The following is a 16,217-nucleotide window of genomic DNA, read 5'->3' on the forward strand; positions in this document are numbered from 1 at the left end:
GAGCCGTGTCACGTTCCCGGCCCGATCTTGATCCGATCTACAGTCGTGCTCGCTCGTCCAAGATCACTTACGAACGAGGCGTGTGTGACCCACCGACTGCCCAGCGCAGCCCCCCTCTTGACGCCGTCGCGGACGGCCGTCCTTGAGGGCATCGCCGGTTTCGTCCCCCCGGACGTGGTGGCGAACGACGCCCTGCCCGCCGCGTGGGGTGTCGACGACACCTGGGTGCGCAGACGCACCGGCATCGGCGAACGGCGGCGCGCGGCACCGGGGGTGACCACCGGCGACCTCGCGCTGGAGGCGGCCGACCGGGCACTCTCGGCGGTCGGCCGGTCATCGGTCGACGCCGTCATCGTCGCCACCTCCACCCCCGACCGGCCGATGCCCGCGATGGCACCCCGACTGGCCACCCGCCTCGGCCTCGGCGGACCGGCCGCCTGGGACGTGTCCGCCGCGTGCAGCGGATTCGTCTACGGCCTCGCCGCCGCCGTCGGCGCCCTGACCTCGGGGTGTGCCGACCGGGTCCTGCTGGTCGCGGCCGAGGTGTACTCGACGCTCCTCGATCCGCAGGACCGTTCCGCCGGAATCCTGTTCGGTGACGGTGCCGGGGCGGCCGTACTGCGGCGCGGCGCACCGGACGAGCCGGGCGCGGTGCTGGCCCTCGACCTCGGCAGCGACGGCTCGGGCGAGGGCCTGATCCAGGTGCCGGGTGGCGGCGCGCTGGAACGCGCCCGCCCGGGTGAATTCGGCCCGGACGACCGCTACTTCCGCATGCGGGGACACGACGTGTTCCAGCATGCGGTGACCCGTATGACGCAGTCCGCCCACACCGTGCTCAAGCGCGCGGACTGGGCGGCCGAGGACATCGACCGGTTCTGCGCCCACCAGGCCAACGCCCGGATCCTGTCCGCCGTGGGAGCCCGCGTCCCCGTACCCGACGACCGGCATGTCACCAACATCGCCCGGGTCGGCAACACCGGCGCAGCCTCCATCCCGCTGGCCCTGGCCGACGCCGCCGCACGGGGTGAACTCCACGCCGGACAAAGGGTGTTGCTCACAGCCTTCGGCGCCGGGCTCACCTGGGGCTCGGCGGCCCTGGTCTGGCCGGAGCTGTCGGCCGTGCCGATGCCGGTCGCCTGAGAACTCGCCCGTTCGCGGGCGGCCCCGCTGTAACCCGTCCGCCGGTGCTTGCTGTCCGCGTACCGCGAAACAGGTCAAGCGCCCCGATCGTGCTGCTCCGTTCATCCCTCGAAAGGAACGCCATGTCCCCCGTGCAGACCGCCGTGACCGCCGTACTCACCCAGAAGTTCGAGGTCAGCCCCGAGTCCATCCGCCCGGAGGCCACCTTGGAGAGCCTCGATCTCGACTCGCTCGCGCTGGCCGAACTCGCCCTGGCGCTCCAGGAGGAGCTGGGGGTTCCGGTCGCGGAGGAAGAGGCCGCCCGGCACAGCACCGTGGGTGAGCTCGTCGCCACGCTGAACGCCAAGCGGGCGTGATGAAAGCACCCTGCGCACCCGTCTCCGTCACCGGCCTGGGGCTCATCACCCCGGCCGGGGTCGGCAGCGCGGCGACCTGGGAGGGGGTCCTCAGCGGTCGTTCCACCGCCGCGACCGACCCCGAACTCAAGGGCTGCGCCGTCGACCTGTCCTGCCGTATCCCGCTCATGACCCCGGAACAGGCCCGGATCGGCGGCGGCAAGGCCTGGCGCATGGGCCGCTTCAGCCAGTTGGCCGTGCTCGCCGCGCGGGAGGCGGTCGCCGACGCCGGGCTCGACCCCGCCGGGTGGGACGGCGCCCGGGTCGCCGTGGTGATCGGCTCGGGTCTTGCCGGGGCCGCCCACCTGGAGGACCAGACCCTCCGCCACCACCAGGGCGGCCCGGAGCTGGTGTCGCCCGCGCTCGTGCCGATGCTGATCTCCAACATGGCCGCCGGAGAAGTGCTGTTGGACCTCGGCGCCCACGGACCCTCCCTGGCGACCGAGACGGCCTGCGCCTCCGGGGCCAGCGCCCTGGCCACCGCCCGCGCCCTGCTGCTCGCCGGGCTCTGCGACATCGCGGTGGCGGGCGGCGCGGAGGCGGCCGTCACCCCGGTGATCACCTCCGGCTTCCAGCGGATGGGCGCGCTGTCCTCCCGCGTCGACGAACCCGGCGCCGCCTCAAGGCCGTTCGCGGCGGACCGGGACGGGTTCGTGATCGCCGAGGGCGCCGCCGTCCTCGTCCTGGAACGGGAGGCCGATGCCCGCGCCCGCGGACAGCGGCGCTACGCCCGGCTCGCGGGCGTCGGCCAGACCTCCGACGCGTTCCACCCGACGGCCCCCGCTCCAGGGGGAGTTCATGCCGAGGCCGCGCTGCGGGCCGCGCTCGCGGAGGCGGGGCTCGGGCCCGGAGACGTCGACCACGTCAACGCGCACGGCACCTCGACCCGGCTCAACGACCTGACCGAGGCGGAGCTGATCGAGCGGGTGCTGCCGCACCGGCCAAGTGTCACCGCCGCCAAGGGAGTTCTCGGGCACGGTCTCGGCGCGTCCGGTGCGGTCGAGGCCGCGCTCACCGCCCTGACCGTGCACCGCTCCACCGTGCCGCCGATCGCCAACCTCACCCCGGACAACCTCCCCTACGACCTGGACTGTGTGACGGGCCTCCCCCGCCGACAGCGCGTCCGGGCCGCCGTCAGCCACTCCTTCGGGTTCGGCGGACACAACGTGGTGCTGCTCTTCACCGCCGAGCACTGAACCGGATCGAATCGAGGAGGGACCAATGCCCGTTCACAGCACGATCGTTCACGCCACCGTCCACATCCCCGAGGGGCGGCAGAGCGTGGCCGCGGTGGAGGACCGCTTCCGGGCGGGCAGCCCCGCCGTGCCGCTGGCGCGCGGGGTGCTCCAGCGCATGTACGGGCTGGCCGAGCGCACCGTGGCCGACGACCTGGAGCAGCCCTCCGACCTGGCCGCGCACGCGGCCCGGCGCCTCTTCGACGACACCGGCACCGATCCGGCCGACATCGACCTGCTCCTCTACGCCGGCATCCTCGCCGACATGGAGGAGCCGGCCACCGCCCATGTCGTCGCCGACAAACTGGGCCTGGGCTGCCCGGTGTTCGACCTGAAGAACGCCTGCAACGGAGTCCTCAACGCCCTGGAGGTCGCCGACGCGTTCATCCGGGGCGGCCAGTACCGCCGGGTGCTGGTGACCACCGCCGAGGTCAGCACCCGGGAGAGCCGCTGGCAGGTGGACGACCCGGCCGACCTGCCGACCGCGCTGCCCAGCCTCAGCACCGGCGACATGGGCTCGGCGCTGCTGGTCGAGGCGGGCGAGCGGCCCGGCATCCTCGGCTCCAGGTTCTTCGCCAACTCCTGGGGCTGGCGGGCGGCGACCCTGCCCAACCCGTACGCGCAGCACCGCAGACTCGGACATCTCCGTATCGACTCCGCCAAGTTGGTGGGTTCGTTCGACGGGCTGCCCGGCAAAGTGCGCGGTGCGCTGCGGGAGTTGGACCTCACCGGCGACGACCTGGACCTCATCTGTGTGCACCAGCCCTCGGTGCCGTTCACCAAGGTCGTCTGCGACTGGGTGGGTGTGGACCCGGGCCGCGTCCTGGCCACCTTTCCCACCCACGGCAACGTGGCGACCAACACCATCCCCCTCCAACTGGCCGCCGCCCTCGACGCCGGACGGCTCCGACGCGGCGACCTGGTCGGCATGTTCGGCTTCGCGAGCGGGGCCAGCGCGGGAGTGGTCGTGTGCCGCTGGTGAACCACGTCAACCCCCTGGCCCACGGCACCGTACGAACGTGAAGGCACCATGACCACCACTCGCACCCCCCGCATTCCTCCCCTCCCGCCGGCCGAATGGCCCCCGGTCCTGCGGTCGTTGCTCGCCGACTCCCACCAGGACGGGCCCGGCCGGGAGAACCTGTTCGGCACCCTCGCCCACCACCCCGTCCTGGCCCACGCCTGGCTCTCCCTCGCCCGCGTCCTCACCCACGAGGGCACCCTCGGCCACCGCAGACGCGAGCTGATCGTCCTGCGCGTCGCCCACCGGCTCGACGCGCCCTACGTCCACCGGCGGCATCGCACCCCGGCCGCGGACGCCGGACTGACGGACACGGAGATCGATGCGACGGCGGCCGACCTGGACACCCACGCCTGGGCGGGCGAGGACCGCATCCTCCTGGAGGCGGCCGACCTGCTGACCGCCAACCTCCCTTTGTCCGACGGGCTTTGGGACCGGCTGGCCCGCGCCCTTCGCCCCGAGCAACTCGTCGAACTCCTGGTCCTGACCGGCCAGACCGCCACCATGTGCACGACCCTCAATGTCCTGCGCACCCCCTCGGACACCACGGCCCAGCCCGCTCTCACCGTCCTCCTGGACCTCGAACGCTGTTGCAGCGCGGGCCAGTGCGTCGGCGCGGCGCCCGAGGTGTTCGAGCAGGCCGAGGAGGACGGCCGGGTCGCCCTGCTCGTCCCGGACCCGGACACGCGGTACGTCGACGAGGTCCGGTTCGCCGCCGACCTGTGCCCCAGCGGCGCCATCACGCTGGTCGACGACGAGGAGCCGACCCTCCCATGACGACCGTCACCGCCATCAACCTCCCTGCTCCCTACGGCAGTTGCCCCTTCTCTCCGCCGCCCGCCTACACCGACGCCGCCCGTGAGGCCGCTGTCACTCAGGCCGTGCTGCCGGACGGCACCGCGTGCTGGCTGGTCACCGGCTACGACGAGGTCAGGGCCGTGCTGGCCGACGCCCGCTTCAGCGCCGACGCGCGCACACCGGGCTTCCCCTTCCTCTCCGCCGGGCAGCGTGAACTGGCCACCGCCAAGCCGAGTTTCATCCGCATGGACGACCCCGAGCACGCCAGGCTGCGCCGGATGGTCAGCAAGGACTTCCTGGTCAGGCGGATCGAGGAACTGCGCCCGGGCATCCAGGACATCGTCGACCGGGCCGTGGACCGCATGACCGACGGCCGCACCTCCGCCGACCTGGTGGCGGACTTCGCGCTGCCGATCCCCTCGCTGGTCATCTGTCTGATGCTCGGGGTGCCGTACGAGGACCACGAGCTGTTCCAGTCGCTCAGCCGCACTCTCCTCGACAACCGCACCACCCGACCGGAGGCGGAGCGGGCACACGCCCAACTCATGGGCTACTTGGCAGAATTGGCCGAGCGCAAGCGCAGCCGTCCCGCCGACGACATCCTCAGCCGGCTCGCCGCCCGCGAGGACCTGACCGACCAGGAGACGGCGTCACTCGGCTTCCTCCTGCTCGTCACCGGGCACGAGTCCACCGCGAACATGACGGCCGTCAGTGTGCTCGCTCTGCTCCAACGCCCGGACCAGTCGGACTTGTTGCGCGCGGAACCGGACCTGGTCCGAGGCGCCGTGGAGGAACTGCTGCGCCACCTCACGATCATCCACCTGGGCCTGGGGCGCGCGGCGACCGAGACCGTGCGGGTGGGCGGGGTGACGATCCCGGCCGGGGACGGCGTGATCTGCATGCTGTCCACGGCCAACCGGGACCGCCAACTCTTCGGTGACGGGGACGACTTGGACCTCACCCGGGACGCCCGCCGCCATGTCGCCTTCGGCTACGGCATCCACCAGTGCCTGGGGCAGACCCTGGCCCGCGTGGAACTCCAGATCGTCCTCACCACCCTGCTCCGCCGCCTGCCCGGCCTGCGCCTCGCCGTCCCCGCCGACCAACTCGCCTACAACCAGGACAACATCGTGTACGGGCTGCGCGCGCTCCCGGTGACCTGGTAGCGGCGGGCCCGGTTCACCCCCCGGTCAGACCGGGATCGGCGCGCCCGTCGACCACCTCACGTGCCACGGCGCTCAGCAGCCGCTGACGTGAGCGCGCATGTGTGCGCAGGAGGTCGAAGGCGTCGTCCACGGTCATCTCCAGCCGAGCCGCGAGCACTCCCTTGGCCTGTTCGATGACGATGCGGTTGCTCAGGGCGAGTTCCAGCTGGGTCGCGAGGGTCCGGCTGCGGTCGGTCTCGCGCGCGCGTTCCAGGGTGACGGCGGTGAAGTCCGCCATCGACTGGCCGAGCGTCAGTGTTCCCGGAGTGAGGAGGCTCTGTCGGGCGTGGGAGAGAAGTACGAGCGCACCGCTGATTCCGGTGTGTCCGCGCAGGGGGAGGGCCACCACGCGGGCGTAGCCGAGACCGAGGGCTCTGGGGGCGTAGTGCGGCCAGCGCTGCCTGGCGGGCCGGCCGTCGAGCGCCGCCTGGGTCGGGGGCGTACGGGTGCGGTGGCAGTCGTTGCCGGGGCCTTCGCGCCAGCCGACGGCGTCCTGTTCCAGCCGGGACACCGCGGGGTCGGAGCCCGCCACGTGAGCCGCCTCGCGCTCGTCGGGGGCGAACACCACGGCCGCGGCGCCGACGCCGAGCAGGGACGGGCTGTCGTGCGCGAGGACCCCGAGGGTTCCGGCGACGTCCAGGGGACCGTCCGTCATACAGCCGGCCAGGGCCACGAAGACGTCGGCCAGCCGCTGTTCGGGCGTCATGGTGCCTCTTCCTCAGTCGGGTTCCGGGTCGCCGCGCAGGATCCGCCGGGAGATCATGTCGAGAGACAGTTCCTCGGCGAACGCCCGGGCCTTGATGAGTGCCAGTGCGTCGTCGACGGGACAGCCGAGCCGTGCTGAGAGCATGCCCGCGGCCTGTTGCACGGTCACCCGGTGGTCGGTGCCGCCGTAGAGGTCCGGGTCGGCGTCGGGGCCGAGCAGCACGATACGGGTGAGGGCTTCGGCGACCGCCGCGAGATCGGCCGGCCCGGCGAGGACGGGCCGCGGGTCGAAGACCGCCAGTGCGCCGATGCAACCGGCCGCCGTCCCCAGCGGAACGGCGGCCACGGAGGTGATGCCCAGGGAGGCGAGGGCGCGTCCGTAGCCGGGCCAGCGTGTCCCGATCGCCGGGCCGGACGCGTGGACCGGGCGGCGTACCGACGCGGCGTCCCGGGAGGGGCCCTCACCGAGGACGTACTCCAACTCCTGCGCGGCCCGGGACTGTTCGTCGGACACGGCGACCGCGAGCTGGTTCTGGCCGGAGTCGACCAGGATGAGCGCCGCGCTGTCCGTGCCGCACGCCTCCGCGACACCGGTCATGAACCGGGGCTGGGCTCCCTGTCCCGGAGTCCATTCCGCCGTACGGCGGGCGAAGGCCTCCTGGAGGCTTGCCGAGGAACGATGGCACGCGGCCGATCGCCGGTGCGTGGCCGCGATCCGCGCGTGGAACTCGCGTCCGGGTCTCGCCGCCAGGAGTTCGTGATGGGCGGCGGCCGCCTCGGCCCGCTCCGCGCGCTCGATCGCGCGGGCGGCACGGCCCAGTGCCAGCGCTGCCAGACCGAGGGCTTCTTCGGGCCCCTGCGGATTCATATCCGAAGCGTACGCCGCAGGGTCAGTCGGAGCCGTGACTTCGGCCTTCCTCCATCAGCAGGACGACGCCTCCGTTGTGGCTGTCGAACGGCGAACAGAACACATCGCAGGTAATGGACCGGCCGATACGGCTCAGGGCCTCCAGCGTGATCGGTCCGGTGCGTTCACGGGTCTCCATGCAGGTGCGCACTATGGGCAGCAGCACATCGGTGGGCAGTCCGAAGTCCAGTGCGAAGAACTCCTCGTCGAGGACCTCGTCCATCCGCAGCCCCCACAGGTCGACCGCGCCCCGGTTCCAGCTCTTGACCTTCAGGTCGTGGTCCAGGACCACCACACCGGCCTCGATGCTGGTCAGGACGGCCGTCAGGAAGGCCCTGGCCTCGTTCAGGTCCTCGGTGCGGATGCGCATCTCGTCGTTCATGGTCTCCAGTTCCTCGTTGCCGGACTGGAGTTCCTCGTTGGTGGTCTCCAACTCTTCGTTGGTCGACTGGAGTTCCTCGTTGGTGGTCTCCAACTCCTCGACGCTGGACTGGAGTTCTTCGTTGGTGGTCTCCAACTCTTCGTTGGTCGACTGGAGTTCCTCGTAGGCCGTCTCCAGATCCTCGCGCACCCGCTTGACCTCGGCCTTCAACTGCGAGGCCACGGTGACGTCGATGAAGGAGACGCTGGTGGCGACATGCAGGCTGTTGGGCCCGGTCAGGGGCTGGACGAGGATGTCGAAGTACTGGAGGTCCTCGCCCACCCTGCGCTCGACCCTGTTGACGCGGAGGGTCCGGCGCTCATGCGTGGACTGGTCGATCAGAGAGCGGAGTTCGACCGGCCGGTAGGAGATCTCCAGGTCCTGGAGGGGGCGGCCGATGTCGGTGGGGGTGAGGGAGAACTGGACCCTCGCCTGACTGTTGATCACCACGACGACTCCGTCGTCGTCGACGGCGATCGACGGGACCGGGCCCGCGTCGAGGACCAGGTCGCGCAGCTGGCGGCTGCGCGCGACCGAGTGCGGTGCGACGCCCGCGCCGGCTCTGATCTTCGCCGGCGTCGGGTGGTACGGCAGTCCGGCGTCGCCCGGGCGGCGCCGGAAGACGCGCTGACGCATGTTGACCACGTCGAACCGGTCGGCGTCGTTCAGCAGCATCTCCGCCTTGCCGAGGAACAGGAAGGCGTTCTTGCGCAGCGCGAAGTGGAACCGGTCGACGATCTGCGTCTGGGCCTCGACGTTGAAGTACATCAGCGTGTTGCGGCAGATGAGCAGGTCGAGCCGGGAGATCGGGGCGTCGCGAGTGATGTCGTGCCGCCCGAAGATCACCCGGCGCCGCAGGTCGGGGCGGAAACCGAACACCGCGCCGTTCTGCTCGAAGTACTTCTCGCGCAGCTCCGCGGGGATGGCCTCCAGGGACTTCTCCGGGTACTGGCCCGACCGGGCCTGCCGCAGCGCTTCCTCGTCGATGTCCGTGGCGTAGATCTTGACGCGGCGCAGACACTCCTCCAGGCCGAGCGCCTCCGCGAACATGACAGCCAGGGAGTACGCCTCCTCGCCGCTGGAACAGCCCGCGCTCCAGACCCTGATCTCCTGGTCGGGTGCGACGTCCGCGAGCATTTCGGGGACCACTTCCCGCTGCAGGAAGGTCCAGGCGTCCGGATCGCGGAAGAACGACGTGACGTTGATCAGGATCGTGTTGAAGAGGGCGTCGAACTCGTCCGAGCTGGTTTCGAGGAGATCCTGGTAGTCGGTGTAGGTGTGGACACCCACGTCGTTCATCCGCTTGTTGATGCGCCGGCCCAGGGTGGAGCGTTTGTAGCCCGTGAAGTCGAAGCCGCGAGCGTCCCTGATGAAGACGAGCAGCTCCTCCAGTGCCTCGTCGGTGGCGGCGTTCTGAGATTCGCTCATCACTGCTTCTCGGCCTCGACGAGTCCGCGGACGACCGTGGCGATCTCCGCGAGGGGAAGGACGTAGTCCGCCGCTCCCGTGTCCACCGCCGCCTGGGGCATCCCCTTGAACTCCGCCGACAGCGGATCCTCGACGATCACCGTGCCCCCGCGCGACTTGACGGCGTCCACTCCCATCGCGCCGTCGCTGCCGGTCCCGGTGAGCACACAGGCGATGGCCCGCGGTCCGTAGGCCCCGGCGACCGATTCGAAGAGGAGGTCGGCGGATGGACGTACGAAGTGGACGAGCTTGGTGTTGGACAGCGTCATCACGCCGTCGGAGTCGATGAGGAGATGCCGGTCGGGAGGGGCGATGTACACGGTGCCGGGCAGCGCGCGCTCCTCGGCCTCCGCGAGCTTGACCGGAAGGTCGGTGCGGCGGGAGAGGACGTCGGCGATCACCGTCCGGTGCCGCGGGTCGAGGTGCTGAACCACCAGCACCGGTACCGGGAGATCAGGGTCCAGCATCCCGAGAAGGACGATCAGCCCGTGGATGCCGCCGGCAGATGACGCGACAGCGACGATCGCGTAGGGGTCCTCCTGGGACTGATCAGCTGTCACACGGCGAGCCTAGCGGAGGAGCCACCAGGTGGCGGGGCGGTGAGGGGGTCGGCGGACGGACGGGACGAGGGCTCCCGTCCCTTTTCTTTCAGCCGCGCCGGAGGCCTGTGCATATATGCGAGAAAGGCGCGCGCGTTCAACGTCAAGACCTCATCCCGAATATCACTCCAACGGGGCATCATGCTCCATGAAGAAGGGCATATGCACGTATTTATGATCCGCCCCCGACCTAGGATTCCCTTGTTTCGTCACCCCTGCTCCCGGTGGCCGTGGACCCCTGTCGTCATCCGCCCCGGAACCGGTGCGGACAGCCCGCTGAATTCACGGTGATGTCTCCATGCCCCGGGAAACCCTTCCGCCGAATCGATACGTCCGCGTCTACCGGACACCAGGGCGCACAGTCGTCGAACTCCACGGCGCGATCGACATCGCCGCCGTCCTTCACCTCGCTCCGGAACTCGACGCGGTGACGGACGGCCCGAACCCCTCGGTGGTGATCGACCTGACCCCGGTCGAGTTCCTGGACTGCTCCGGGCTGAGGCTGTTGTGCCGTGCTCGGCTGCGCGTCGAGGAACGGGACGGACAACTGACGCTCGTCTGCCCCCAGCCCATGATCCGCAAGATGCTGCGGATCACGGGCCTCCTCCGGTTCTTCACCCTGTCGGCCACCCTGGACGAGGCGCTCGGCCGCCACGCGTCCGCGAGCTGACGCACCCTTCCTGCGGGTCAGAAGACGCGCCCGAGGTCCTGCCGCACGATCGTCCGCATGCTGTGCTCGGCGAGTGCGGCGATCGTCATGGACGGGTTGCAGGCGCCAGTGGAGCCGGGGATGCGGGCGCCGTCCAGGACGTAGAGGCCCTGGTGGCCGAGGACGCGGCCGGTGAGGTCGACGGCGTCTCCGAACGGGACGCCGCCCAAGGAGTGCCAGGTGGAGGGGGCTTGGGCGTTGGTGTCGATCATGATGCCGCCGCCCGCCGTGGCGATGTCCTGCATCTTGGCCGCGATCAGTGCCTGGAGTTCGGCGTCGGCGTCGGTGGGCCAGGTGAGGACGGCGTCGTCGGTGTCGGCGTCGTAGGCCCAGGTGCCCGCGCCGTCGACGATGCCGAAGCCGACGACGGTGAGGGCCGTGATGCCCGGCTGCTGGATGGGTGATCCGGCGTGGACGACGGTGAGCGGGATGCTGCTGTTCGGGTCGCGTCCGCCGACGCAGGCGGGTCCGCCCTGCTGGGTGCCGGCGTCGCCGGACGGGTTGATCCAGGCCCAGATCCGGTCGCCGTTGTTGCCCCACTTGGTGCCGATGGCATCGGGCAGGTCCGGAATCAGGTTCTTGGCACGGGACTTGACCAGGAGGCGGGTGGTGCCGGGCGAACCGGCGTTGAGGAACACGGCGTCCGCGGTGATCCGGATCTTTTCCTGGACCGCCCCGCCGGTGTCGATGCGGTCGACGGACAGCACCCACTTCTTGTTGGCGTCCATCGCGAGGTCGCGGACGACGTGCAGTGGCGCCACCTGCACCAGCCCGGTGGACTCGGCCTGCGCGAGATAGGTGACGTCGATGGAGTGCTTGCCGCCGTTGTCGACGCCGAACGCGATGTCGCTGGTGGTGTACGTCGGGTCGTACAGACCCTCCAACTCGCCCCGGACATAGGCCCAGTCGATGGGCAGCGGCACCTTGAACGGGGTCAGACCGGCCCTCGGTGCGATGTCCTGGAAGAGGCGGGACGACTTGTAGGGGTCGGAGGCGAGGACGTCGTAGGGGACGGTGGAGATGCCCAGCATCCGCGAAACCGTGGGGTAGGCCCACAGGTTGAGGTCGTCGTAGAGGGCGGCGGCCTGGGGGATGGAGGTGGCGAAGTCCGCCTTCGTCGGCTGCAGGGTCATGCCGTGGTACATGATCGAGCCGCCGCCGACGGCCGCCCCGCACATCGCCGTCATGCCGTCTCCTACGACGGCTTCGAGCACGCCCGTGTACGGCGTCCAGGTCTTGTCGACACCACCGACGATGGCGTGGTCGGTGAGCCAGGCGGAGCGGTTGTCCATGTTGGCGAAGCGGCAGAACGTGGTCGAGTCGGGGCCGGTCCGCCAGCGCAGTCCGCGTTCCAGGACCAGGGTGGAGACTCCGGCCTGGGCCAGCCGTAACGCGGTGACGCCGCCGCCGAAACCGGTGCCGACGACGACGGCCCGTTCGCGAAGTTCCGTGACAGCGGCGGGAGTTGAGGCTGCGGCGGCCCTGGTCTGTCCGGCACCTGCCAGGGCGACCGCGCCGAGTGCGGTCGCGCCGAGCAGTCCGCGGCGGCTGAGGGCGGGGGTGGGGTGGGGGGAGGTGTGCTCGTGCATGGGGGGACTCCGGCAAGCCGTAGGGGAGTGCGGGTCGCCGGGAGCGTAGCGTGAATGAGCATGACACTGTCAATAACCGGAAATGTAATTCTCGTATGGGGGAGGTGAGTTACCGCCGAGGGGGGCCACGCACCGCACCCACCCGGCCCCCGTCGGCGAGGTCCCTGTTCATCCGGTCTCAGAGCTGTACCGGCATGGTCCAGCAGTTGGAGGTGGCCGGCCTGCCGGAGAGGCGGTCGGTGAGCCAGGAGATGGCGTCGCTCTGGTCGGTGAGCAGGGGTGCGAAGTGGTTGAGGAGCGCGCTGCCGACACTGGGCAGGACGACGGGCTTGTACGTGACGTCGGCGCCCTTCGCGCACCAGTCGAGGGCGAGTTGGCGGGCCTGGGCGTGCGGGACGAGGTTGTCGCTGACGCCGGTCGCGAGGCGGACGGGCCCCGACGGTTTCAGCGTGCCGATGCGCTGCTCGTCGACGAAGGCCTGGAAGGCGGGGGTTGCCGCGATGATGCTGCTGAGGGACTGGCCGTCCGTGGTCCAACTGGTGCTCTTCGTATAGGCGTAGCCGAGCAGTGCGTCGCCCACGCACATGGTCGACAGGTCGGTGAGCGCGGCCTTCCCCGCGTCGTTGAGGTGTGCCTCCGCGAGGGGCTTCAGGGCCGGGTCGGACTGGAGGAAGCCGTTGAGCGACCAGCCCAGCGCACCGGCGAGTTCGCTGCCGTCGATGGCCTTGGTGACCGAGGTCAGGTCGGCGGGCGGGGCTCCGGCGTAGGTTCCGGACAGGGTGACGTCGGGGGCGTAGGAGGACTGGAGCTCGGCGGCTGCGGCGGTCGCCCCGCCGCCCTGGCTGTAGCCGTAGAGCCCGACCGGTGAGGCGGCGGTGACCGAGGTTCCGGCGAGCGAACGGGCGGCGCGTACGGCGTCCAGCACCGCGTGCGCCTCGTCGATCCGGTTGACGTAGGTGTGCAGCCGGTCCGTGGCGCCGAGTCCCACATAGTCGGTGACGACGACGGCGACACCCTCGGCGAGCAGGCGGTAGATGGAGAGGTCCTCGTAACCGACCGAAACCGTCTGGCTGTTGAAGACGAGGGGATGCTCCAGGCCCATCGACGCGGAGCACTGGTCGCCCTGTCCCACGGTGCCGGGGGCGACCGCGACCAGGGGGCGCGGGCCGGTGCCGGACCAGTCGGCGGAGGGTTCGATGTAGGCGCCGGTGACGGCGACGGGCTGACCGTTGGAGTCGGTGGACTTGTACATCAGCCGGGTCGCGGTGCCCGGGAGCGGGCCGTCGAGGCCGGGGAGGCTCAGGGCGAGGGGGAGGGGCTCGCTGCGGACGAGGGCGCCGTTCGCGGCGGGCAGGGTGGCGGGCGGGTTGTAGAACGCGGGGATCGTGACACCTCTGGACACGATCTCGTCCGAGGCGGTGGCGGCGGTCGCGGTCGCGATGACGAGGGCCTGGGCCCCGAGGCAGGCGACGACGGTGAACGCGGCGCCGAGCAGGCGCCGTTGGCGTGCGGGCATGGCGAACCTCCTGTGGAGCGGCCGTCAGGAAGCGGCGGCGCGGTGGCGCACACACGCGTCCCACGTGTGTGCGCCGGTGCCGCCGGAAAGTGGTTCGCCTGGAACTTACCTGCGGGTAAGTTACTCGTGATACCTGTCGGTAGGTTACGTTTCGGTAATGTGACTGACTGTCAAGTCGCGGCGATCAGTTCGGGGCGATCCGTTCGAGTCGGTCGGCGACGGCTTCCGGTTCGCTGACCATCAGGTCGTGGCCGGTGTCGATGTCCCACAACCGCCCGGCCGCGCGCGCCGGTTCGAGGTCCGCCGGATCGCGGAAGGGCAGGGTCGAGGTGCAGACGATCTGCGACTGCGGCAGTGCGCGTACCGCCGCCTCGTCGTTCAGTCGCAGCGGCTGCTCGAAGCACTTCCAGGGATGGGGCGTGATCTTCGGCGCCAGCCAGGCGATGTCGTCAGGATCGGCCAACCCGTAGTGGGGCATGGGCCCTTCACCCGGGAAATTCACCAGCTCCACTCCGTCTACCACCCGCCCGGTCGCCCGGGAGGCGGCCATCAACTCCGGTGCCACATCGGCGAGGGACTGCCCGTTCGCCGGGTTGGCCGCGTCCAGGTAGACGAGGTGGCCGACGCGGTCCAGGGCGCGGTCGGCGGCACCGGTGATCACCATCCCGCCGTAGCTGTGCCCGACGAGAATGGCGTCGAACAGCCCCTCGTAGCGCAGGAGTTGGGTGATATCGGTGATGTGCGTGTCGAGATCGACACCGGGCCCGAGCAGATGCGCCCGCTCACCGAGCCCGGTCAGTGTCGGGGCGTACACCTCATGACCGTTCGCGCGCAGGATCCGCGCGACGCGCTGATAGCACCATCCACCGTGACTGCCGCCGTGCACGAGAACGTACGTGGCCATGCGGGCCTCCTGTCTTACCCGACAACTGTCGGATAACCATCAGGTGTTGGAGAGAATACTGTTGCCGCATGCCAGCGCAACCCCCTGAACGCCCCGGCCTCCCCGACCCCCGCGTCCGCCGCTCCCGCGCCGCCCTCGAAGCCGCCCTGCGCGAACTGGTCACCGAGCGGGACCTGCGCCAGATATCCGTCGCCGACCTCACCAAGCGGGCCGGCGTCAACCGCTCGACGTTCTACGAGCACTACGCCGACGTCCACGATCTGGCGGTCGCCGCGTGCACCGCGACGTACGACGAGTTGGTGGCCACGGCCCCCATCCCGCACGGCCGATTCGCCCCGGACGGCGGCCCGTTGCCGAACCCTCTCCCCGCTCTCTTCACCCATGTCGCCGAACACGCCCCCCTCTACCGGGCCCTCCTCTGCGACGAGGGCAGCGCCCGAATGATCAACCACCTGCTCCACCGCATCACCCTCGCGGCCCGCATCAGCCGGGGCCTGCCCACCGACACCGACATCACCGACCCGGTCTCCGCCTTCCTCGCGGGCGCGGTCCTGGGCGCGGTCATCGACTGGCTGCGGCGGGACTGCGCGGGGACGGCGGAGGAGATCGGGGCGGCGGTGTGGCCTTATGCGGTGGCTTGTGCGGAGGTCTCGGACATCCCCCCGACCTGACCAACTCCCGGGTGCGGCCTGGGGTGTTGCGGCCCTGCCTCGTGGCATGTACTTTCCATCGTGGAAAGTACATGCCATGCGATGGAGGTTGTCATGAACGACGGCTCGCGGGATCTGGAGCAGCTTCAGCAGCAACGGACGGCGTTGGCCCAGCGGTTGAGGCTTCCGTGGTGGTATCTGGCGGCGACCGCGGTGGTGATGGCTGTGTTGCTGGGCCTGCCGTTCCTGCAGCCGCGGTACGTTTCCGACGGGGCGGGCCAGGTCACATCGCTGGTGTTGATCATGATCCAGTTCGGCCTGAGCCGCCTTCTGGAAAACACGACCGGTGTGAAGTACCGGGGCCGGAACATGTCCTACCCGTCGGCCCGGCCCGTCATGTGGGTTACGTGCGCGGTGGCAGCGGCATCCGTCGCGGGCGAGGGCGTGTTCCTCAGAGGAGGGGATACCGTGCTCGCCGTCGCGGTGGTGGTCGTCACGGTGGCGGCGGTGGTCGGCATTCTGCTGTGGCAGAACGCGGCGATCCGTCACGACATCCGGCAAGGGCGAGCGGTTTCGCGATGACCGGACGTGAAGGGCGCGGGCGACTGGACGAGATCATCCATCCGGTGACCCGGCTGTCGATCTGCGGACTGCTCGCCGCCGGTCCCGAGTGGGTGGAGTTCTCCGTCGTGCGGGACACCGTGGGGGTGAGCGATTCGGTGCTGTCCAAGCAGTCCCGGATCCTGGAGGACGCCGGCTACCTCGAAGTTCGCAAAGGGGCGATCGGGCGACGTCCACGAACATGGTTCCGGCTCACGGGCGAGGGCCGCACCGCGTTCACCGAGCACCTCACCTGGCTGCAGAACGCCGCTCGACTCGCCGCCGACAAGGCACCGGCCGACGACGGCGACCCGGAGAACTGAGGGGGGCCAGGAGGACTTCGTCGACGGAGTGAA

17 protein-coding genes are annotated in these 16,217 nt (G+C 70.4%); 10 read left to right on the forward strand and 7 right to left on the reverse strand.

All coding sequences use genetic code 11. The features are described 5' to 3' along the window. The first annotated feature begins 84 nt into the window (after positions 1 to 84). From OC490_RS20445 to OC490_RS20470, 6 genes are all read left to right on the forward strand, one after another. Positions 85 to 1,140, forward strand: coding sequence for a beta-ketoacyl-ACP synthase III (locus OC490_RS20445; protein WP_262059403.1), 1,056 nt, complete (start codon positions 85 to 87; stop codon positions 1,138 to 1,140). Positions 1,141 to 1,262: 122 nt separating this feature from the next. After that, the gene (locus OC490_RS20450; protein ID WP_262059404.1) at positions 1,263 to 1,496 is read left to right on the forward strand and encodes an acyl carrier protein; all 234 of its coding nucleotides are present in this window, start codon (positions 1,263 to 1,265) and stop codon (positions 1,494 to 1,496) included. After that, positions 1,496 to 2,731, forward strand: coding sequence for a beta-ketoacyl-[acyl-carrier-protein] synthase family protein (locus OC490_RS20455; protein ID WP_262059524.1), 1,236 nt, complete (start codon positions 1,496 to 1,498; stop codon positions 2,729 to 2,731). Before OC490_RS20450 ends, OC490_RS20455 begins: the two co-directional genes overlap by 1 nt. Positions 2,732 to 2,756: 25 nt before the next feature. Then, on the forward strand, positions 2,757 to 3,752 hold the full coding sequence (locus tag OC490_RS20460; RefSeq protein ID WP_262059405.1) for a 3-oxoacyl-ACP synthase III family protein: 996 nt from the start codon (positions 2,757 to 2,759) through the stop codon (positions 3,750 to 3,752). A 48-nt stretch (positions 3,753 to 3,800) separates the two neighbouring features. Next, positions 3,801 to 4,568, forward strand: coding sequence for a (4Fe-4S)-binding protein (locus OC490_RS20465; RefSeq protein ID WP_262059406.1), 768 nt, complete (start codon positions 3,801 to 3,803; stop codon positions 4,566 to 4,568). After that, a complete protein-coding gene (locus OC490_RS20470; RefSeq protein ID WP_262059407.1) occupies positions 4,565 to 5,755 on the forward strand; it encodes a cytochrome P450 in 1,191 nt (396 codons plus the stop codon). The genes OC490_RS20465 and OC490_RS20470 overlap by 4 nt, the downstream gene beginning before the upstream one ends. Before the next feature lie 13 nt (positions 5,756 to 5,768). On the opposite strand, the gene OC490_RS20475 is transcribed toward OC490_RS20470, so the two are convergent. The 4 genes from OC490_RS20475 to OC490_RS20490 are packed head-to-tail and all read right to left on the reverse strand — an operon-like array spanning position 5,769 to position 9,854. Further along, the gene (locus OC490_RS20475; protein ID WP_262059408.1) at positions 5,769 to 6,500 is read right to left on the reverse strand and encodes an ANTAR domain-containing protein; all 732 of its coding nucleotides are present in this window, start codon (positions 6,498 to 6,500) and stop codon (positions 5,769 to 5,771) included. A gap of 12 nt (positions 6,501 to 6,512) precedes the next feature. Continuing rightward, complete coding sequence (locus tag OC490_RS20480; RefSeq protein WP_262059409.1) at positions 6,513 to 7,367, reverse strand: GAF and ANTAR domain-containing protein; 855 nt, start codon at positions 7,365 to 7,367, stop codon at positions 6,513 to 6,515. 22 nt (positions 7,368 to 7,389) lie between these two features. After that, positions 7,390 to 9,255 carry a CheR family methyltransferase gene (locus OC490_RS20485; protein WP_262059410.1) on the reverse strand — a complete coding sequence of 622 codons (1,866 nt, stop codon included), beginning with the start codon at positions 9,253 to 9,255 and terminating at the stop codon, positions 7,390 to 7,392. After that, positions 9,255 to 9,854, reverse strand: coding sequence for a chemotaxis protein CheB (locus OC490_RS20490; RefSeq protein WP_262059411.1), 600 nt, complete (start codon positions 9,852 to 9,854; stop codon positions 9,255 to 9,257). Before OC490_RS20490 ends, OC490_RS20485 begins: the two co-directional genes overlap by 1 nt. A 337-nt stretch (positions 9,855 to 10,191) precedes the next feature. Here OC490_RS20490 and OC490_RS20495 point away from each other — a divergent pair, with 337 nt between their 5' ends. Continuing rightward, complete coding sequence (locus OC490_RS20495; protein ID WP_262059412.1) at positions 10,192 to 10,563, forward strand: STAS domain-containing protein; 372 nt, start codon at positions 10,192 to 10,194, stop codon at positions 10,561 to 10,563. A 17-nt stretch (positions 10,564 to 10,580) separates the two neighbouring features. On the opposite strand, the gene OC490_RS20500 is transcribed toward OC490_RS20495, so the two are convergent. The 3 genes from OC490_RS20500 to OC490_RS20510 all read right to left on the reverse strand — a co-directional run bounded on the left by OC490_RS20500 (position 10,581) and on the right by OC490_RS20510 (position 14,611). Next, the gene (locus tag OC490_RS20500; RefSeq protein WP_262059413.1) at positions 10,581 to 12,191 is read right to left on the reverse strand and encodes a GMC oxidoreductase; all 1,611 of its coding nucleotides are present in this window, start codon (positions 12,189 to 12,191) and stop codon (positions 10,581 to 10,583) included. A 178-nt stretch (positions 12,192 to 12,369) separates the two neighbouring features. Continuing rightward, positions 12,370 to 13,707 (reverse strand): lipase family protein, encoded by a 1,338-nt coding sequence (locus OC490_RS20505; protein ID WP_262059414.1) that lies wholly within the window; start codon positions 13,705 to 13,707, stop codon positions 12,370 to 12,372. A gap of 184 nt (positions 13,708 to 13,891) precedes the next feature. Continuing rightward, positions 13,892 to 14,611 (reverse strand): alpha/beta hydrolase, encoded by a 720-nt coding sequence (locus tag OC490_RS20510; RefSeq protein ID WP_262059415.1) that lies wholly within the window; start codon positions 14,609 to 14,611, stop codon positions 13,892 to 13,894. 68 nt (positions 14,612 to 14,679) lie between these two features. On the opposite strand from OC490_RS20510, the gene OC490_RS20515 reads away from it, so the two are divergent. From OC490_RS20515 to OC490_RS20525, 3 genes are all read left to right on the forward strand, one after another. After that, positions 14,680 to 15,282, forward strand: a complete 603-nt coding sequence (locus OC490_RS20515; protein WP_262059416.1) for a TetR/AcrR family transcriptional regulator — start codon at positions 14,680 to 14,682, stop codon at positions 15,280 to 15,282. Between the two features lie 93 nt (positions 15,283 to 15,375). Further along, complete coding sequence (locus OC490_RS20520) at positions 15,376 to 15,843, forward strand: hypothetical protein (protein ID WP_262059417.1); 468 nt, start codon at positions 15,376 to 15,378, stop codon at positions 15,841 to 15,843. Continuing rightward, positions 15,840 to 16,184 (forward strand): winged helix-turn-helix domain-containing protein, encoded by a 345-nt coding sequence (locus OC490_RS20525; protein WP_262059418.1) that lies wholly within the window; start codon positions 15,840 to 15,842, stop codon positions 16,182 to 16,184. Before OC490_RS20520 ends, OC490_RS20525 begins: the two co-directional genes overlap by 4 nt. Positions 16,185 to 16,217: the final 33 nt, after the last annotated feature.

Origin of the sequence: Streptomyces sp. STR69 (genome assembly GCF_024519455.1) — a bacterium.
GTDB lineage: Bacteria > Actinomycetota > Actinomycetes > Streptomycetales > Streptomycetaceae > Streptomyces.

Coding starts and splice junctions, on each gene's coding strand:
- OC490_RS20475 (WP_262059408.1), bottom strand. CDS start 6,500: ATGACGCCCGAACAGCGGCTGGCCGACGTCTTCGTGGCCCTGGCCGGC.
- OC490_RS20485 (WP_262059410.1), bottom strand. CDS start 9,255: ATGAGCGAATCTCAGAACGCCGCCACCGACGAGGCACTGGAGGAGCTG.
- OC490_RS20465 (WP_262059406.1), top strand. CDS start 3,801: ATGACCACCACTCGCACCCCCCGCATTCCTCCCCTCCCGCCGGCCGAA.
- OC490_RS20480 (WP_262059409.1), bottom strand. CDS start 7,367: ATGAATCCGCAGGGGCCCGAAGAAGCCCTCGGTCTGGCAGCGCTGGCA.
- OC490_RS20500 (WP_262059413.1), bottom strand. CDS start 12,191: ATGCACGAGCACACCTCCCCCCACCCCACCCCCGCCCTCAGCCGCCGC.
- OC490_RS20455 (WP_262059524.1), top strand. CDS start 1,496: ATGAAAGCACCCTGCGCACCCGTCTCCGTCACCGGCCTGGGGCTCATC.
- OC490_RS20460 (WP_262059405.1), top strand. CDS start 2,757: ATGCCCGTTCACAGCACGATCGTTCACGCCACCGTCCACATCCCCGAG.
- OC490_RS20450 (WP_262059404.1), top strand. CDS start 1,263: ATGTCCCCCGTGCAGACCGCCGTGACCGCCGTACTCACCCAGAAGTTC.
- OC490_RS20505 (WP_262059414.1), bottom strand. CDS start 13,707: ATGCCCGCACGCCAACGGCGCCTGCTCGGCGCCGCGTTCACCGTCGTC.
- OC490_RS20515 (WP_262059416.1), top strand. CDS start 14,680: ATGCCAGCGCAACCCCCTGAACGCCCCGGCCTCCCCGACCCCCGCGTC.
- OC490_RS20510 (WP_262059415.1), bottom strand. CDS start 14,611: ATGGCCACGTACGTTCTCGTGCACGGCGGCAGTCACGGTGGATGGTGC.
- OC490_RS20495 (WP_262059412.1), top strand. CDS start 10,192: ATGCCCCGGGAAACCCTTCCGCCGAATCGATACGTCCGCGTCTACCGG.
- OC490_RS20470 (WP_262059407.1), top strand. CDS start 4,565: ATGACGACCGTCACCGCCATCAACCTCCCTGCTCCCTACGGCAGTTGC.
- OC490_RS20520 (WP_262059417.1), top strand. CDS start 15,376: ATGAACGACGGCTCGCGGGATCTGGAGCAGCTTCAGCAGCAACGGACG.
- OC490_RS20525 (WP_262059418.1), top strand. CDS start 15,840: ATGACCGGACGTGAAGGGCGCGGGCGACTGGACGAGATCATCCATCCG.